This is a genomic window from Enterobacter cloacae complex sp. 385G4, assembly GCF_057320665.1.
In genome coordinates this window covers 1-16,920 of sequence record NZ_JBXWDD010000012.1, presented here as the reverse complement: position 1 = coordinate 16,920, position 16,920 = coordinate 1, and the positions used below count along the sequence as shown (strand labels likewise).

Genomic DNA, 16,920 nt, shown 5'->3' with positions numbered 1-16,920 from the left:
AAGACGGCGCTATGTGGATTGGCATAATTAGCCTGTTTCCTGAAATGTTCCGCGCGATTACCGATTACGGGGTAACTGGCCGGGCAGTAAAGAATGGCCTGCTGAGCATCCAGAGCTGGAGTCCTCGTGACTTTACTCATGACCGGCACCGTACCGTGGACGATCGTCCTTACGGCGGCGGACCGGGGATGTTAATGATGGTGCAACCCTTACGGGACGCCATTCACACAGCAAAAGCCGCGGCAGGTGAAGGCGCAAAGGTGATTTATCTGTCACCTCAGGGACGCAAGCTTGATCAAGCGGGCGTGAGCGAACTGGCGACGAATCAAAAGCTGATTCTGGTCTGTGGGCGCTACGAAGGGATAGATGAGCGCGTAATTCAAACCGAGATTGACGAAGAATGGTCTATCGGCGATTACGTTCTCAGCGGTGGTGAGTTACCGGCAATGACGCTGATTGACTCCGTCGCCCGGTTTATTCCGGGGGTACTGGGCCATGAAGCTTCGGCAACGGAAGATTCCTTTGCCGATGGATTGCTGGACTGTCCACACTATACTCGTCCTGAAGTGTTAGAAGGGATGGAAGTACCGGCAGTGTTACTGTCTGGAAACCATGCCGAGATACGTCGCTGGCGTTTGAAGCAGTCGCTGGGCCGAACCTGGCTTAGAAGACCTGAACTTCTGGAAAACCTGGCTCTGACTGAAGAGCAAGCAAAGTTGCTGGCCGAGTTCAAAACCGAACACGCGCACCAGCAGCATGAACATGATGGGAATGCGTAATACGCTCCCGAATATCAGTTTACCCAGGATAAGAGATTAAATTATGAGCAACATTATTAAGCAACTTGAACAAGAGCAGATGAAGCAGGACGTACCTTCCTTCCGTCCAGGTGACACCGTGGAAGTGAAAGTATGGGTTGTTGAAGGTTCCAAAAAACGTCTGCAGGCATTCGAGGGCGTGGTTATCGCTATTCGTAACCGCGGTCTGCACTCTGCATTCACTGTTCGTAAAATTTCCAACGGCGAAGGCGTTGAGCGTGTCTTCCAGACTCACTCTCCGGTAGTTGACAGCATTGCTGTTAAACGTCGTGGTGCTGTACGTAAAGCTAAACTGTACTACCTGCGTGAGCGTACTGGTAAGTCTGCTCGTATTAAAGAGCGTCTGAACTAAGATTCGCTTAAGCGACATCCTGTTAGAAAGGGCTAGCCGAAAGGCTGGCCCTTTTTTTATCCCATCGCACCTCTCGCATTAACCCTTTCGTCATAAATCATTTACAATGCTTGCCTCTTGAATGGAGGGGAAGTGGATAACGTACTGCATCAGCAAAACCGGAAACGCGCAGCGGCATTGACCGCGCTGTTTGCGATCCTGCTGATCGTGGTGGCACCCCTTATCTCCGTCTCGTTGCAGAAAGACCCCATGAGCGCCATGCCGGGCATGCATCATGACATGAGCATGATGTCGATGGACGAGCATCACGGCGATATGCCGCACACGATGCCGGTCGACCATGCGGAAGCGTGCGGCTACTGCGTGCTGTTAGCCCACGTGCCGGGCGTGATGCTCGCGCTGATTGTGCTGCTCAGTATCGTGCTGCAGAGGCTTCGCGTTAAGCCGCCACGTCAGGCGGTCAGCCACTGGCACTTTTTCCCCTGGCTTTACCCTGATACCCGCGCGCCGCCGCGGAAGTCTGCTTTTTCCCTTTAAAAACTCAATCGATAACTTTTTGCCTTAAAAAGGAAAAGTATGACTACCTGCACACCGCGCGCGGCATGGGGAAACCTGCTGCGTCGCCTCCATTTCTACGTCGGGCTATTTGTCGGCCCGTTTATCTTCTTCGCCGCGCTGACCGGTACGCTGTACGTGGCGACCCCGCAGCTCGAGAATGCGCTCTACCGGGACGCGCTCCACACGAATTCCGTGGGCGAACCGAAGCCGCTGGCGGAACAAATCGCCACGGCGGAAAAGGCCGTTGGCTCAGATTTGCGTTTGCACGCCGTTCGCCCGGGGCTGGTTGAAGGTGAAACCACCCGCGTGATGTTTGCTGACCCGACGCTGGGGCCCTCGGAAAACCGGGCGATCTTTATCGATCCGGTAAGCCTGGCGGTGCTGGGGGATATGACGGTGTACGGCACCAGCGGGATTTTACCGCTGCGTCAGACCATTGATTATCTGCATACCTCTCTGATGCTGGGCGATATCGGGCGGCTCTATAGCGAACTGGCCGCTTCCTGGATGTGGGTGGCCGCACTGGGAGGGATTGCCCTGTGGTTTTATACCCGACCAAAACGCCGGATTAACAATCGCTTCCAGAACCGCCGTCGGGTGCATGTGACGCTCGGCTGGATATTACTGGGGGGCATGCTGCTCTTCTCTGCAACCGGCCTGACCTGGTCCCAGTGGGCGGGGGGGAATGTTGATAAGCTGCGCGCTGAGTTGAACTGGCTAACCCCGCAGGTGAACACGACGCTCTCCGGCGTGCCGGAGAGCGTGGATGAGCACGCCGAACACCGTGGCCATCACGGCGGAATGGTGATGCCGGAAATGGCGATGGATCTGACGCTGTTTGACGGTGTGTTAAGCGCGGCGCGTAAAGGGGGGATTGATGCCAACAGGCTGGAGATCCGCCCGGCGAAAACAATGGATCGCGCATGGACAGTGACGGAAATCGACCGCAGCTGGCCGACTCAGGTGGACGCCGTTGCGGTTGATCCCGGTACGATGCAGATCCTCGACAGAACCCGATTCGAGGATTTCCCGCTCATGGCAAAACTGACCCGCTGGGGCGTGGATTTCCATATGGGGATCTTATTCGGGCTGGTGAATCAGCTGCTGCTCGTTGCCTTCGGCCTTGCCCTGTGCGTGCTTATCATCTGGGGATACCGGATGTGGTGGATGCGTCGTCCGGCACAGTCGGCAATGAATCCGGTGCAGACGCTTACTCAGAGCTGGCTGGCGCTGTCAGGGTGGGGAAGAGGTGTTACCGTGGTCATCAGCGCACTGCTGGGGCTGGCTTTGCCGGTGATGGGCGTGAGTCTGGCGCTGTTTGTTCTGATTGACTGGCTGCGCTGGCGAGCGGCAACAGGCGTGTCGCTCACCGAATCATCCGCTAAATAATCCTATGGCGCGCTGATAACCACTGACACCCGGCGGTTTTCAGCGCGCCCTTGTGCAGTGCTGTTGCTCGCAATCGGATATTTTTGGCCTAATCCCCGGGTGGTGAGATTGCTGCGCGGGATATTCGCGCCCTTCGCCCACGCGTCGGCCACGGCATTGGCGCGTTTTAACGACAGGGCTTCGTTGTAGCTTGCTTCACCGTAATTATCCGTATGACCGTCCATTCGCGCGTGATTCAGGCCAGTTTTCGCCAGACGAGAGGCCATAGACTGGATCTGTGTTTCACTTTCCGGGCGCAGTCTGGCGTCATTCTTATCAAAGAGGATGGTGTCCGACATACCAAGCGACCAGTCGCCGTTCAGTTCGTTAAAACCGTATGACTTCATCGCCGCGATTTGCTCAGGAGTAAATTTGCCCTGGGGCGGCGACTGACAGCCTGCCAGAACCAGTGAGGCCATAACTAACGGCGCGAAGTAACGTTTTAACATAGTGTATCCTTTCTAACTTATTGTTTTCGTACGCTGGTTTTTAACCTGGTACATGTTGCGGTCAGCCCTCTCCAGTAATGCTTCCACGGAAGCATTTTCCCACGCCAGAGCAAAGCCAATGCTGAGTGACATCGATGCTTTTTGTCCGTTATGCAGATCAAACGGACGGATAAACTGCTGCGCTAGCGCAGCACAAATGTGTTGAACCTCTGGTTCAGAATGCACCCCGTACAGCACCATGGCAAATTCGTCACCGCCAAGGCGGTAGGACTGATGGCGTTTATCGCCAAATTCCACCATCCTGCTGGCGACTTCAATCAGCACGCAGTCTCCTGCCGCGTGTCCCCAGGTGTCGTTAATAAACTTAAAATTATCACCGTCGAGGAAGAGCAGGGCCGAGTTTGTTTTTGCCGAGGGGTCATTCATTAATGCCGCAATACTGTTACGAAACGCAGCGCGGTTAGCAAGACCGGTGAGCGGGTCGTGCATGGCGGTACGAAGCAGCTGAGCGTTTTTCGCCTGGAGCTTAAGCTGCCACTCCTCCATCTCGTCCAGCAGGCTGTTGAAGTCTTCTCCAAACTGATGGAATTCTTCAATGCGCCCATCTTTCACCCGACGGGAAAAGTTGCGATTGGTGCGGACGTCATGCACAACGTCGGTGATATTTTGCAGCGCCGTGACCATGCCGCGGTGCAGAGACTGGGTAATGGTGAGCGCGACGACGGTTGCAAAAAGAATACAGCCGGTGAGGACGGCAAACGACATCCAGATGAAATGGCTGATAAGGCTGTCACGCGCGGTAAGACGTATTTCACCTATCTTCGCGCCGTTGTGCAGGATGGGCTGCGCAACCGGAACGGGGAAAAGCCAGCGGCTGACCAGCGCCCCCAGCGTGTCGTTATTATCCTTCGGGTTCCAGGACCAGTAGGCAAAGCGCTTTTTATGCCCGTTGATGACTTCTGCTACGGCAAACTGCCCCTGCTTACCCAGCGCATCGAGCGTTTCGTTGGCCGCCAGTGAATCGTTGAAAACCAGAGAGGCTTCAAGGCTGTGGCTCATTGTGGCGCCGGTTAATTCGAGATTTTTTTGCGCGTATTGTTTTAATGTTACGACCGAGGCAAAACAGAGCAATAGCCATATTAACGTCATTGTGATGATGACGCTTATCATGCTGTTTCGCCTCAGCGTTCTTTTAAAGGTCGGACGCTGCGTCGAGATGAAATCTTTATCCATGCTGCTTATTCCGTGCAAGCATCAATACATCCGGGTTAACCCTGACGCCACTGCGTGTCAACGCATCCAGATTGACGGAAAATCGCACCTGGTCACGATCGATTATCAGGCAAAAGGCGCTGCCAATAACACATTCCGGATTTTGCTCTGAGATTAATAGCAATGCTCTGCCCTGATATTGACTTATTAATTCAAGTTGTTTCGCAGGTGGTTCAGTCCCGAAATAAACAGCATCGCATGTCGCGGCCAGGGCTTCCCGATCGTTACGTACAATAACGGGGGTATAAGGTAACTCGTTATGCCCCTGGTCTTCGCTGAGCGCGTGCGTATAGTGAGAAGTGGCATAGATGCAGAGTTTAGGCTGACCGGAAAGCGACGGCCATCGCGTATAGCTCACTATGCCTGAGACAATAGAACGTACCGATTTATCTGTCTCCGAGAGCGCGCCTGCCATCGCCGGGCCCACCATAAGGAACAGCATTAGCACCAGAGTGAGTCGGAACAAAGAGTTCAAGTATAAATTTCTCACCAGAATCCGCCGTACCGCTCCGGAAATAGATGTCCTTAAGAGTTGCGGGCAGAATACCATTGTTTATCAGAACCGTCATTATGTCAGAAATAGCCCATGGCTGACCTAAGCTAAATCCTACAGTTGTTTATTTTCCAAAGAATAAAAGCAGACTTAATTAAGCCTGCTGGAACGCATACTTTCATCCATACCTTTTTGCCATGACGCATGCAGTTTCGCTGCATTTTCAACAGTATCACAACTGGCTGGATAAGATTTGCCCGCTAATCCCCATGCATGAATAAAGCCTTCTTCACACACTTTCTTCTGACCATCAGCATAGCCGCGAAGATATTCATTACGATCGACGTGGGGGTCGTTAAAACTATCGGCCAGGGTCTGGTTATCTTTAACCGGCAGGCCATTTATGGCGTCTTCTTTACCCGCGCTGAACCAGTCCGGGCTCGTCCAGTTGGGCTGGAAAGTGTAAGGATTAATCTGGCAGCCCGATAAAAACAGCGACAGCAGGACGAAAGCAATCGATCGCATAACCCTTCTCCTTTTTCTTCAGCATAGCCTGGCGGGAGAAATTTAGAGTGTAATTTAAACTTTACGATTTTAGCGGCTGATTTTTGCCTTTATTGTGCCAATGTAAACTAATGTGTACGTATTTTGGATTGAAATGTTTACTTTTTATGGTATCGTGGTTTCACCTCACTGAGGAAAACAACTATCGCAAACGAGCTTTACAGGATCGCTATCATGCAAAAAGACGCGCTGAACAACGTACATATCACTGACGAACAGGTTTTGATTACCCCGGATCAACTGAAAGCGGAGTTTCCGCTGAGCGCCGCGCAGGAGGCTCAGATCGAGCACTCTCGCCAGACCATTTCTGACATTATTGCCGGCCGCGATCCGCGCCTGCTGGTGGTTTGTGGTCCTTGCTCTATTCACGATCCTGAAACCGCCATTGAGTATGCGCGTCGATTTAAAGCATTAGCGGAGGAGGTCAGCGATAGCCTCTACCTGGTGATGCGCGTCTATTTTGAAAAGCCACGTACGACGGTTGGCTGGAAAGGATTGATCAACGATCCGCACATGGATGGCTCGTTTGATGTGGAAGCAGGCCTGAAGATTGCGCGTCGCCTGCTGGTGGAACTGGTCAGCATGGGGCTGCCGCTGGCAACCGAAGCGCTGGATCCAAACAGCCCGCAATACCTGGGCGATCTGTTTAGCTGGTCCGCAATTGGTGCGCGTACGACTGAATCGCAAACCCACCGTGAGATGGCGTCTGGCCTGTCGATGCCGGTTGGCTTCAAAAATGGTACCGATGGCAGCCTGGCGACGGCGATCAACGCCATGCGCGCCGCCGCCATGCCGCACCGCTTTGTTGGGATCAACCAGGCGGGCCAGGTGTGCCTGCTGCAAACGCAGGGCAACCCGGACGGTCATGTGATCCTGCGCGGCGGTAAAGCGCCAAACTACAGCCCGGCGGACGTGGCGCAGTGTGAAAAAGAGATGGAACAGGCGGGACTGCGTCCGGCACTGATGGTAGATTGCAGTCATGGTAATTCGAATAAAGATTACCGTCGCCAGCCAGCGGTTGCGGAATCCGTGGTCGCACAGATCAAAGACGGAAACCGTTCGATTATCGGCCTGATGATTGAGAGCAACATTCATGAAGGTAATCAGTCATCAGAACAGCCGCGCAGCGCGATGAAGCACGGCGTCTCCGTGACGGATGCCTGCATCAGCTGGGAAACCACCGATGCGCTGCTGCGTGAGATCCATAAAGATTTAAGCGGCCAGTTGGCGACGCGTCTGGCTTAAGAGGGTAGTTATGGTTGCTGAATTGACCGCACTGCGCGATCAAATTGATGAAGTGGATAAGGCGCTGCTGGACCTGCTGGCGCGCCGCATGGCGCTTGTTGCCGAAGTCGGTGAGGTGAAAAGCAAATACGGCCTGCCGATTTACGTCCCGGAGCGCGAAGCCTCAATGCTGGCCTCCCGTCGTAAAGAGGCGCAGGCGCTGGGCGTTTCGCCGGATTTGATTGAAGATGTTCTGCGTCGCGTGATGCGGGAATCCTATTCCAGCGAAAACGACAAGGGCTTTAAAACCCTCTGTCCGTCCCTGCGTCCGGTGGTGATTGTTGGCGGAGCAGGGCAGATGGGGCGTCTGTTCGAGAAAATGCTGACGCTTTCTGGCTATCAGGTGCGCATTCTGGAAAAAGAGGACTGGGCACAAGCACCAGAACTGATGAAAGATGCCGGAATGGTTATCGTCAGCGTGCCGATCCACGTGACGGAGCAGATCATCGGGAAGCTTCCTCCTTTACCAAAAGACTGCATTCTGGTGGATCTGGCTTCCGTTAAAAACGGTCCTCTGCAGGCGATGCTGGCTGCGCATACGGGCCCGGTGCTCGGGCTGCACCCGATGTTTGGCCCGGACAGCGGCAGCCTGGCAAAGCAGGTGGTGGTTTACTGCGACGGCCGTCAGCCTGAAGCCTATCAATGGTTCCTGGAACAGATTCAGGTCTGGGGCGCGAGGCTGCACCGCATCAGCGCGGTCGAGCACGATCAGAACATGGCGTTCATTCAGGCGCTGCGCCACTTTGCGACCTTTGCCTACGGTCTGCATCTGGCGGAAGAGAACGTGCAGCTTGAACAGCTGCTGGCGCTCTCTTCACCGATCTATCGTCTTGAGCTGGCGATGGTCGGGCGTCTGTTTGCGCAGGATCCCCAGCTTTACGCCGACATCATCATGTCGTCTGAAAATAATCTGGCGCTGATCAAGCGCTACTATCAGCGCTTTGGCGAAGCCATTACGCTGCTGGAGCACGGAGACAAGCAGGCGTTTATCGACAGCTTCCGCAAAGTGGAGCACTGGTTCGGCGATTACGCCACGCGTTTCCAGAGTGAAAGCCGCACGCTGTTGCGCCAGGCAAATGACAGTCGCCAGTAATCCAATGATGTATATACTGAAAGCCAGCAATGCTGGCTTTTTTCATTTTGGGGAACTGTCATGGCTGAACCGCAGCTGCTGTTAAACTACACCGGGCATCTGCCCGAATGCCCGACGTGGAGCGCAGAAGAAAATGCGCTTTACTGGGCTGATATTCTGGAAGGGGAGATCCACCGCTACCACCTGCCGACGGGGGAACATACCGTGCTTTCCTTCCATGAAGAGGTGGGCTGCTTTGCCCTGCGTGAGCGAGGCGGTTTTATCGTCGCTATGCGCAACGGCATCTGGCTTGCCGATAAGCATGGGCTCCTGCAGCGCAAGGTGTGTGATAACCCCTCTAACCCGCAACTCGCACGTTTTAACGATGGGGGCACCGACCATCAGGGCCGGTTCTATGCGGGCACGTTCTGGGGGCCGGGAGATTACAACGGTGCCCTGCTGATGCGCATCGACAATGACCTGACGCCGAAAGTGATCCAGTGCGATATTCACGGGCACAACGGCTTAGCGTTTACCCCGGATAAACAGTGGATGTTTACCTCAGACACGCCAAACGGCGTAATTTACCGCACGCCGCTTAACGAGCAGGGCGAACCCGGCAGGCGTGGGGTGTTTCGTCAGTTTAAAGAGGGCGAGGGGATACCGGACGGTGCGGCGATGGATGTGGAAGGCTGCTACTGGAGCGCGCTGTTTGACGGCTGGCGTATCGCACGTTTTTCTCCACAAGGGGAGCAACTGGAAGAATACCGCATGCCGGTGCGTTGCCCGACGATGGTCTGCTTTGGCGGCGACGATATGAAAACGCTGTTCATTACCACCACGCGGGAAAATATGGATGCGGAGGAGGTGGCGAAGTATCCGCTTTCCGGAGCCGTCTTCACCCTGCCGGTTAATGTGGCAGGGATGAAGAAAAGCCGTTTTATCGAATGCTAGCTTGGATCGACCGGGACGACGTTTTCGCTCGGATAGCAGCCCAGCACTTTCATTGAACGGGTAATTTCACCCAGTTCGCGCAGGGCTTTCTGCATGGATGCAGATTCCAGGTTGGCCTGGATATCGAGGTAAAACATCTCTTCCCATGGATTACCGTGGATTGGGCGTGATTCCAGCCTGGTCATGATCAAATTGTGGTTGCGCAGCACCAGCAGGGCTTCTACCAGCGCGCCCGCCTGCTGGCCGGTCGCCATCAGCAGCGTGGTTTTTGCCGGCACCTGGTCTGACACGTTGATTGCCTTGCGGGCCAGCACCACGAAGCGGGTAATGTTTTGCGTCTGGTTAGCAAGATTGCGTTCCAGAACCTGTAAGCCATACAGCGCGCCGCCCGCTTCGCTGCCGAGCGCAGCAACGGTTGGGGAGTTGGCTTGCGCTACTTTTTCCATTGCCGCCGAGGTGCTTTCGGTGTACTCAATTTTCCAGTTCGGATAGCGGTTCAGGAACTGGCTACACTGCTGGAAAGGCTGCGGATGGCTGTAGACCGTTTCGATCGTGTTCAGGTCCGTTGAACCGGAGACCAGCACGCAGTGATCGATAGGGATCGTCAGCTCGCCGACCAGCGACAGGCTGGTATGCTGCAGCAGATCGTAAACGTCGTTGATGGCACCGGAACTGGTGTTTTCAATCGGCACCACGGCGTAATCCGCCTGGCCGGTCTCAACCTGGTTAAAAATATCGGCGAATTTTGCGCAGCCGCTCTCAATAAACTCTTCAAAATGACGTGCGGCATACTGGCGTGCGGCCAGATGAGAGTAGGAGCCTTTAGGCCCAAGGAAGGCGATGCGCGCCGAGTGCGGGTTGGTTTTATTGAGATGCTGCTGGAGTAACGCTTGCTGGGTCAGAACGGAATCTTCGATGATGAGCTGGAACAGCCGGGTGATGTAATGGGCATCGAGGTGATGCGCTTTACCGAGCTGGATGAGACGCTCCAGCAGATCGCGCTCGCGGTCGATATCACGCACCGGGCGATGAGAGTCCAGCTTGGCTTTGCCCACTTCAACGGCGAGGGCGCGACGTTCGGCCAGCAGCGCCAGTAATTTTTCATCCAGCGCGCTGATTTTTACTCGCAGATCCAGTAACGGGTTTTCCGGTGTCATAGTGTTGCCTGTCTCATTTTATCGTTATCAATAAAAAAGGCCCCCCGGTGTGGGAGGCCTTGTTGTTCGTCTTCGCATTCTTTATCACACGACGAAACGCCTCCCGTTCAGGGGAAGGTAAAAAAGAATGCGAAGAAGAACGGCGTAAGTTTCATAAAGTCATCCTGTGATTGATACCGTTAAAGTACCCGTACTGTTTTCACCCTGTCAATAAAAAACGCGCCCGAAGGCGCGTTGGCGGTACACTCAATTTAAAGGATTACTCTTCTTCAACTTCTTCCGCGAAGCTGGCGTCTTTCACCGACGTTGCGGCGCGACGGGCTTCACCTTTGTGTTGCACTTTATTGAGCTGCCGTTCCAGCTTGTTGATCAAATCGTTGACTGCGGTGTACATATCCTCATGTTTTGCGCTGGCGACCAGATGGCCGTTTGGAGTATTGATAGTTGCGTCAGCGATGAAACCCTGAGGCTCCTTGGACAGGATGATATGTGGATTAATCAAATGTGTTTGCCATTTATCCAGTTTGGCGAGACGGTCTGCGACGTGCTGGCGAATTGCCGGAGTAATTTCCATTTGTTTACTGGTAATGTTCATTGTCATAAATTTTACCTCTTGTCTTTCCGTCTTGGTGATTCCAGCATACCCGACCTAATGTCAAAATGTGTGATTTAGATCACGTTATTTTGTCGGTTTTTGTCAGGGAATCTTTTTTGTGAGGCAGGGCAGGAAGAGATGAGATTTACCTTGTGGAAGGTACGAATTGCGGTCATAGTTGACGGGATGTGTTGAGGCTAAAGCGCTTCAGCGGATGTCTGAATTGAATAAAGAAACGGCAGCCTTCGGGCTGCCGTTTTGCATTGAAACGCTATCACGTGTTGCTGCTGTTCGCGGCGATGATTTTCGCCACTTTTTCAGCCTGAGCGGTCATCTGCATCTGACGGTAAGCATTTTCCATCAGCTTCAGGCCGTCGCGCGTTGCCTGAGTATCCGGGTAATCACGCAGCATACCTTCTACGCGGTTAACCACGGCAACCCATGCGCCACGACGGGTATAGTATTCCGCAACGGAGTACTCATATTTCGCCAGACGATCTTTCAGGAACACCAGACGTTTGGTCGCGTCGGTGACGTACTGACTGTTCGGATAGCCGCGCACCAGCTTGGAGAAGTCATTGAAGGCGTCGCGCGCATGCTGCGGGTCACGGTCGGAGCGATCTACGCCGAAGAAGCCCTGCAGGGCGCTGTCGTCCAGCGCCATGTTGGTCAGGCCGCGCATGTACATGACGTAGTCGATGTTAGGATGAGTCGGGTTCAGACGCATGAAACGATCGATAGTTGCCTGAGCCAGCGGCAGATCGGCATTTTTGTAGTAGGCGTAGATAAGATCTAACTGTACCTGCTGCGAATACGGACCAAATGGATAGCGATTATCCAACGCTTCCAGTTGCGTTATCGCCTGTTTCCAGTTACCGTCCTGCAACTTTTGTTGTGCAGTCGCATAGATTTCATTCGGCGGATTGTCAGGGACCTGTTCATTCGAACCGGAGCAGCCCACCAAAGCCAGGCTCAACGTGGCCGCTGCCACCAGATATTTCATGCGCGTCATGACGTTTTGACTTTCCTCAAATGTTTGTCCGGGAGAAACTCTGTTCCTGCTCCCGATTAAGACCAGCTACAATAGCACACTATATTAAACGGCAAAGCCGTAAAACCCAACGTTAAACAAAGAAGCAGTTTATGGCACAACGAGTAGAACTCACCGCAACAGTCTCCGAAAATCAGCTCGGTCAACGCTTAGATCAGGCTTTGGCCGAATTGTTCCCTGATTATTCGCGTTCACGCATAAAAGAATGGATCCTTGACCAGCGCGTGCTGGTAAACGGCAAGATCTGGGACAAACCAAAAGAGAAAGTGTTTGGTGGGGAAGCTGTTGCCATCAATGCTGAAATCGAAGAGGAAATCCGCTTCGAGCCGCAGGATATCCCATTGGACATCGTCTATGAAGATGATGACATTCTGGTGATCAACAAGCCGCGCGACCTGGTTGTTCATCCGGGCGCAGGGAATCCAGACGGTACGGTACTTAACGCACTTCTTCATTATTATCCGCCGATTGCGGATGTCCCGCGTGCCGGTATCGTTCACCGTCTGGATAAAGACACCACCGGTCTGATGGTGGTGGCGAAGACCGTTCCCGCTCAGACCCGTCTGGTGGAATCGCTGCAGCTGCGTGAGATTACTCGCGAATATGAAGCGGTGGCGATTGGACACATGACCGCTGGCGGCACGGTAGAAGAGCCGATCAGCCGTCACCCGACGAAACGTACCCATATGTCGGTGCATCCGATGGGTAAACCGGCTGTGACGCACTATCGCATTATGGAGCACTTCCGTATTCATACCCGCCTGCGCCTGCGCCTGGAAACCGGTCGTACTCACCAGATCCGCGTACACATGGCGCACATTACCCATCCGCTGGTGGGGGATCAGGTGTACGGCGGTCGTCCGCGTCCGCCAAAAGGCGCGTCGGATGAGTTCATCAGCGTACTGCGTAAATTCGATCGTCAGGCGCTGCACGCGACCATGCTGCGTCTTTATCACCCGATCAGTGGTATCCAGATGGAATGGCATGCGCCTATCCCGCAGGATATGGTGGAACTCATTGATGCCATGCGTGCCGATTTCGAAGAACATAAGGATCAAGTGGACTGGTTATGACCAAACTGATTGTCCCGGAGTGGCCGCTGCCTGCAGGCGTGGCCGCCTGTAGTTCGACCCGTATTGGCGGCGTGAGCCAGGGCGCGTGGGAGTCTTTAAACCTCGGCGCGCACTGCGGCGACAGCCTGGAACACGTTGAAGAGAACCGCACGCGTCTGTTTGCTGCGGGAAATCTGCCGTCGAAACCGGTTTGGCTGGAGCAGGTTCACGGCAAAGCGGTACTGAAGCTGACGGGAGAACCTTACGCTTCCAAACGCGCCGATGCTTCTTACAGTAATACGCCGGGTACGGTTTGTGCCGTAATGACCGCCGATTGTCTGCCGGTTCTGTTTTGTAACCGTGCCGGTACGGAGGTAGCAGCAGCGCACGCGGGCTGGCGTGGCTTATGCGAGGGCGTGCTGGAAGAGACCGTCGCCTGCTTCAATGATGATCCCGCCTATATCATGGCCTGGCTAGGTCCGGCGATTGGCCCTCGTGCTTTTGAAGTGGGGCCGGAGGTTCGCGAAGCATTCATGGAAAAAGATCCGCAAGCCATTGAGGCCTTTCTGCCTGCCGGGGAAAAATATCTGGCGGATATTTACCAGCTTGCCCGCCAGCGTCTGAATAATATTGGCGTAACGCAGATCTTCGGCGGCGATCGCTGTACGTTCACCGAAAAGGATGATTTTTTCTCCTATCGCCGCGACAAGACGACGGGTCGTATGGCAAGTTTCATTTGGCTGATATAACCTAAAGAATCAAGACGATCCGGCACGTGCCGTTTTCTTTTCACATAATTCAGGTCATTAACCTTGAATAATTGAGGGATGACCTCATTTAATCTCCAGTAGCAAATTTGACCTGTTATGGGAGGAGTTATGCGTCTGGATCGTCTTACTAATAAATTCCAGCTTGCTCTCGCCGATGCCCAGTCCCTTGCACTGGGGCACGACAACCAATTCATCGAACCTCTTCATTTAATGAGCGCCTTGCTGAATCAGGAAGGGGGATCGGTACGTCCTTTATTAACGTCTGCTGGCATTAATGCTGGCCAGTTACGCACCGCTATCGATCAGGCGCTGAGCCGTTTACCGCAGGTAGAAGGTACCGGCGGCGACGTTCAACCGTCGCAGGATCTGGTGCGCGTGCTGAACCTTTGCGACAAGCTGGCGCAAAAACGTGGGGACAACTTTATTTCGTCGGAGCTCTTTGTTCTGGCGGCGCTTGAATCACGCGGTACCTTGACCGACCTGCTGAAATCTGCCGGTGCAACCACCGCCAATGTGACTCAGGCGATTGAGAAAATGCGCGGAGGTGAAAGCGTGAACGATCAGGGAGCCGAAGACCAACGTCAGGCTTTGAAGAAATTTACGGTCGATCTGACCGAACGTGCCGAGCAGGGCAAACTTGACCCGGTTATCGGCCGTGACGAAGAGATCCGCCGTACGATTCAGGTACTGCAGCGTCGTACCAAAAACAACCCGGTACTGATTGGTGAGCCGGGGGTCGGTAAAACCGCTATCGTTGAAGGGCTTGCGCAGCGTATCGTAAACGGTGAAGTGCCGGAAGGGTTGAAAGGCCGCCGCGTACTGGCGCTGGATATGGGCGCGCTGGTGGCCGGGGCGAAATACCGCGGTGAGTTTGAAGAGCGTTTGAAAGGCGTGCTTAACGACCTGGCGAAACAGGAAGGCAACGTCATTCTGTTTATCGACGAACTGCACACCATGGTGGGGGCTGGTAAGGCTGACGGCGCGATGGATGCCGGGAACATGCTGAAACCTGCGCTGGCGCGTGGTGAACTTCACTGCGTTGGTGCCACTACGCTTGATGAGTATCGTCAGTACATTGAGAAAGATGCCGCTCTGGAACGTCGCTTCCAGAAAGTGTTTGTTGCTGAGCCAAGCGTTGAAGATACCATCGCGATCCTGCGTGGTCTGAAAGAGCGTTATGAACTGCACCACCATGTGCAAATTACTGACCCGGCCATCGTTGCGGCGGCGACGCTTTCGCATCGGTATATCGCCGATCGTCAGTTGCCTGATAAAGCAATCGACCTGATCGATGAAGCGGCGTCGAGCATTCGTATGCAGATTGACTCGAAGCCGGAAGAACTGGACCGACTCGACCGCCGCATCATTCAGCTCAAGCTGGAACAGCAGGCGCTGAAAAAAGAGTCTGATGAAGCCAGTAAGAAACGCCTGGATATGCTCAATGAAGAGCTGGACGATAAAGAGCGCCAGTATTCTGAGCTGGAAGAAGAGTGGAAAGCCGAGAAAGCCTCCCTCTCTGGCACGCAGACCATTAAAGCTGAACTCGAACAGGCCAAAATTGCCATTGAGCAGGCTCGCCGTGTGGGTGACCTGGCACGTATGTCTGAACTGCAGTACGGCAAAATCCCTGAGCTGGAGAAACAGCTTGAGATCGCCACGCAGTCTGAAGGAAAAACCATGCGTCTGTTACGTAATAAAGTGACGGATGCCGAAATTGCCGAAGTGCTCGCTCGCTGGACCGGTATTCCGGTGGCGCGCATGATGGAAAGCGAACGCGATAAGCTGCTGCGTATGGAGCAGGATCTGCATCAGCGGGTGATTGGTCAGGACGAGGCGGTTGAAGCGGTCTCCAACGCTATTCGCCGTAGCCGTGCTGGGCTTTCCGATCCAAATCGCCCGATCGGTTCGTTCCTGTTCCTGGGGCCGACCGGTGTCGGTAAAACCGAACTGTGTAAAGCGCTGGCAAACTTTATGTTCGACAGCGACGATGCGATGGTGCGTATCGACATGTCCGAGTTCATGGAGAAACACTCCGTCTCGCGTCTGGTCGGTGCGCCTCCGGGATATGTGGGTTATGAAGAGGGCGGCTACCTGACCGAAGCGGTGCGCCGGCGTCCTTATTCCGTCATCCTGCTGGATGAGGTGGAAAAAGCGCATCCGGATGTGTTCAACATCCTGCTTCAGGTGCTGGATGATGGTCGTCTGACAGACGGGCAGGGGAGAACGGTCGATTTCCGTAATACGGTCGTCATCATGACCTCGAACCTGGGTTCCGATTTGATTCAGGAACGTTTCGGTGAGCTGGACTACAGCCATATGAAGGATCTGGTGCTCGGTGTGGTGAGCCATAACTTCCGTCCGGAGTTCATTAACCGTATTGACGAAGTGGTTGTATTCCATCCTCTGGGTGAGAAACACATTGCGTCGATTGCGCAGATCCAGCTGCAGCGTCTGTACAAACGTCTGGAAGAGCGTGGATATGAAATTCACATCTCCGACGATGCGCTGAAGCTGCTGAGCGAGAATGGTTACGATCCGGTTTATGGTGCGCGTCCACTGAAACGTGCTATTCAGCAGCAGATCGAAAACCCGCTGGCGCAGCAGATCCTCTCCGGAGAACTGATTCCGGGCAAAGTTATCCGTCTGGAAGCCAACGACGATCGTATTGTGGCAGTGCAGTAAGTCACAAAATGCAAAAACGAGCCGCTTGCGGCTCGTTTTTGTTTAAAAACCAGGCGTAAATTGAGGTCTGGGATGCGTTTTGCCTGGAAAGTGAGCAGTCAGTAAATAATTTTCACTTTATCCTTGCAGCTTCGGAATTACTCCCTATAATGCGCCTCCACTGACACGGAACAACGGCACACACGCCGCCGGGTCAGCAGAGAAAAGCGAAACAAACGCTTGACTCTGAAGCGGGAAAGCGTAATATGCACACCCCGCGCCGCAGCGAAAACGAAGCGGCACTGCTCTTTAACAATTTATCAGACAATCTGTGTGGGCACTCAAAGTGACATGGATTCTTAACGTCGCAAGACGAAAAATGAATACCAA

The 16,920-nt window shown here is 53.9% G+C and carries 18 protein-coding genes and 1 other annotated feature; of the genes, 10 read left to right on the top strand and 8 right to left on the bottom strand.

Annotation, left to right across the window (positions count from 1 at the left end; all coding sequences use genetic code 11):
* Window positions 1-11: 11 nt before the first annotated feature.
* The 4 genes from trmD (at window position 12) to AC2FAJ_RS20940 (ending at window position 3,117) form a co-directional block, all read left to right on the top strand.
* The gene (gene trmD / locus AC2FAJ_RS20955) at window positions 12-779 is read left to right on the top strand and encodes a tRNA (guanosine(37)-N1)-methyltransferase TrmD (RefSeq protein ID WP_014832949.1); all 768 of its coding nucleotides are present in this window, start codon (window positions 12-14) and stop codon (window positions 777-779) included.
* A gap of 43 nt (window positions 780-822) precedes the next feature.
* Window positions 823-1,170 carry a 50S ribosomal protein L19 gene (gene rplS / locus AC2FAJ_RS20950; RefSeq protein WP_002914145.1) on the top strand — a complete coding sequence of 116 codons (348 nt, stop codon included), beginning with the start codon at window positions 823-825 and terminating at the stop codon, window positions 1,168-1,170.
* 132 nt (window positions 1,171-1,302) lie between these two features.
* Window positions 1,303-1,707 carry a DUF2946 domain-containing protein gene (locus AC2FAJ_RS20945; RefSeq protein WP_048957936.1) on the top strand — a complete coding sequence of 135 codons (405 nt, stop codon included), beginning with the start codon at window positions 1,303-1,305 and terminating at the stop codon, window positions 1,705-1,707.
* A 39-nt stretch (window positions 1,708-1,746) separates the two neighbouring features.
* Window positions 1,747-3,117 carry a PepSY-associated TM helix domain-containing protein gene (locus tag AC2FAJ_RS20940; RefSeq protein WP_485454488.1) on the top strand — a complete coding sequence of 457 codons (1,371 nt, stop codon included), beginning with the start codon at window positions 1,747-1,749 and terminating at the stop codon, window positions 3,115-3,117.
* Window positions 3,118-3,119: 2 nt separating this feature from the next.
* On the opposite strand, the gene AC2FAJ_RS20935 is transcribed toward AC2FAJ_RS20940, so the two are convergent.
* The 4 genes from AC2FAJ_RS20935 to AC2FAJ_RS20920 form a co-directional block, all read right to left on the bottom strand.
* Window positions 3,120-3,605, bottom strand: a complete 486-nt coding sequence (locus tag AC2FAJ_RS20935) for an OmpA family protein (protein ID WP_028014123.1) — start codon at window positions 3,603-3,605, stop codon at window positions 3,120-3,122.
* Between the two features lie 12 nt (window positions 3,606-3,617).
* Window positions 3,618-4,838, bottom strand: a complete 1,221-nt coding sequence (gene dgcN / locus AC2FAJ_RS20930) for a diguanylate cyclase DgcN/YfiN (protein WP_041908632.1) — start codon at window positions 4,836-4,838, stop codon at window positions 3,618-3,620.
* Window positions 4,831-5,292, bottom strand: a complete 462-nt coding sequence (gene yfiR, locus AC2FAJ_RS20925; protein ID WP_369797228.1) for a regulatory sequestration protein YfiR — start codon at window positions 5,290-5,292, stop codon at window positions 4,831-4,833. The genes dgcN and yfiR overlap by 8 nt, the downstream gene beginning before the upstream one ends.
* Window positions 5,293-5,520: 228 nt before the next feature.
* Window positions 5,521-5,895 carry a DUF2799 domain-containing protein gene (locus AC2FAJ_RS20920; RefSeq protein WP_041908636.1) on the bottom strand — a complete coding sequence of 125 codons (375 nt, stop codon included), beginning with the start codon at window positions 5,893-5,895 and terminating at the stop codon, window positions 5,521-5,523.
* Window positions 5,896-6,108: 213 nt separating this feature from the next.
* Here AC2FAJ_RS20920 and aroF point away from each other — a divergent pair, with 213 nt between their 5' ends.
* Genes aroF through AC2FAJ_RS20905 form a run of 3 tightly spaced genes read left to right on the top strand, consistent with a single transcriptional unit; the run spans window position 6,109 to window position 9,244 of the window.
* Entirely contained in the window at window positions 6,109-7,179 is a 1,071-nt protein-coding gene (aroF, locus tag AC2FAJ_RS20915; protein WP_041908638.1) for a 3-deoxy-7-phosphoheptulonate synthase AroF, read from the top strand.
* A gap of 10 nt (window positions 7,180-7,189) precedes the next feature.
* Window positions 7,190-8,311: a bifunctional chorismate mutase/prephenate dehydrogenase gene (gene tyrA / locus AC2FAJ_RS20910; protein WP_028014119.1), complete on the top strand. Its 1,122-nt coding sequence runs from the start codon at window positions 7,190-7,192 to the stop codon at window positions 8,309-8,311.
* A gap of 60 nt (window positions 8,312-8,371) precedes the next feature.
* Entirely contained in the window at window positions 8,372-9,244 is an 873-nt protein-coding gene (locus AC2FAJ_RS20905; protein WP_041908639.1) for an SMP-30/gluconolactonase/LRE family protein, read from the top strand.
* Here the strand turns inward: AC2FAJ_RS20905 and pheA are convergent.
* The 4 genes from pheA to bamD all read right to left on the bottom strand — a co-directional run bounded on the left by pheA (window position 9,241) and on the right by bamD (window position 12,008).
* The gene (gene pheA, locus AC2FAJ_RS20900) at window positions 9,241-10,401 is read right to left on the bottom strand and encodes a bifunctional chorismate mutase/prephenate dehydratase (protein ID WP_028014117.1); all 1,161 of its coding nucleotides are present in this window, start codon (window positions 10,399-10,401) and stop codon (window positions 9,241-9,243) included. The two genes, AC2FAJ_RS20905 and pheA, sit on opposite strands and share 4 nt — an antisense overlap.
* 30 nt (window positions 10,402-10,431) lie before the next feature.
* Window positions 10,432-10,557 (bottom strand) — a sequence feature (Phe leader region).
* The gene (gene pheL, locus AC2FAJ_RS20895) at window positions 10,509-10,556 is read right to left on the bottom strand and encodes a pheA operon leader peptide PheL (RefSeq protein ID WP_100249759.1); all 48 of its coding nucleotides are present in this window, start codon (window positions 10,554-10,556) and stop codon (window positions 10,509-10,511) included. Its footprint overlaps the feature before it by 48 nt.
* A 103-nt stretch (window positions 10,558-10,660) precedes the next feature.
* Window positions 10,661-11,002: a ribosome-associated translation inhibitor RaiA gene (raiA, locus tag AC2FAJ_RS20890; RefSeq protein ID WP_214578413.1), complete on the bottom strand. Its 342-nt coding sequence runs from the start codon at window positions 11,000-11,002 to the stop codon at window positions 10,661-10,663.
* 268 nt (window positions 11,003-11,270) lie between these two features.
* On the bottom strand, window positions 11,271-12,008 hold the full coding sequence (bamD, locus tag AC2FAJ_RS20885; protein ID WP_023308867.1) for an outer membrane protein assembly factor BamD: 738 nt from the start codon (window positions 12,006-12,008) through the stop codon (window positions 11,271-11,273).
* A 131-nt stretch (window positions 12,009-12,139) separates the two neighbouring features.
* Here bamD and rluD point away from each other — a divergent pair, with 131 nt between their 5' ends.
* The 3 genes from rluD (at window position 12,140) to clpB (ending at window position 16,551) form a co-directional block, all read left to right on the top strand.
* A complete protein-coding gene (rluD, locus tag AC2FAJ_RS20880) occupies window positions 12,140-13,120 on the top strand; it encodes a 23S rRNA pseudouridine(1911/1915/1917) synthase RluD (RefSeq protein WP_028014116.1) in 981 nt (326 codons plus the stop codon).
* Window positions 13,117-13,848, top strand: coding sequence for a purine nucleoside phosphorylase YfiH (yfiH, locus tag AC2FAJ_RS20875; protein WP_163332857.1), 732 nt, complete (start codon window positions 13,117-13,119; stop codon window positions 13,846-13,848). The genes rluD and yfiH overlap by 4 nt, the downstream gene beginning before the upstream one ends.
* A 129-nt stretch (window positions 13,849-13,977) precedes the next feature.
* The gene (clpB, locus tag AC2FAJ_RS20870; RefSeq protein WP_041908644.1) at window positions 13,978-16,551 is read left to right on the top strand and encodes an ATP-dependent chaperone ClpB; all 2,574 of its coding nucleotides are present in this window, start codon (window positions 13,978-13,980) and stop codon (window positions 16,549-16,551) included.
* The last annotated feature ends 369 nt before the right edge of the window (window positions 16,552-16,920 follow it).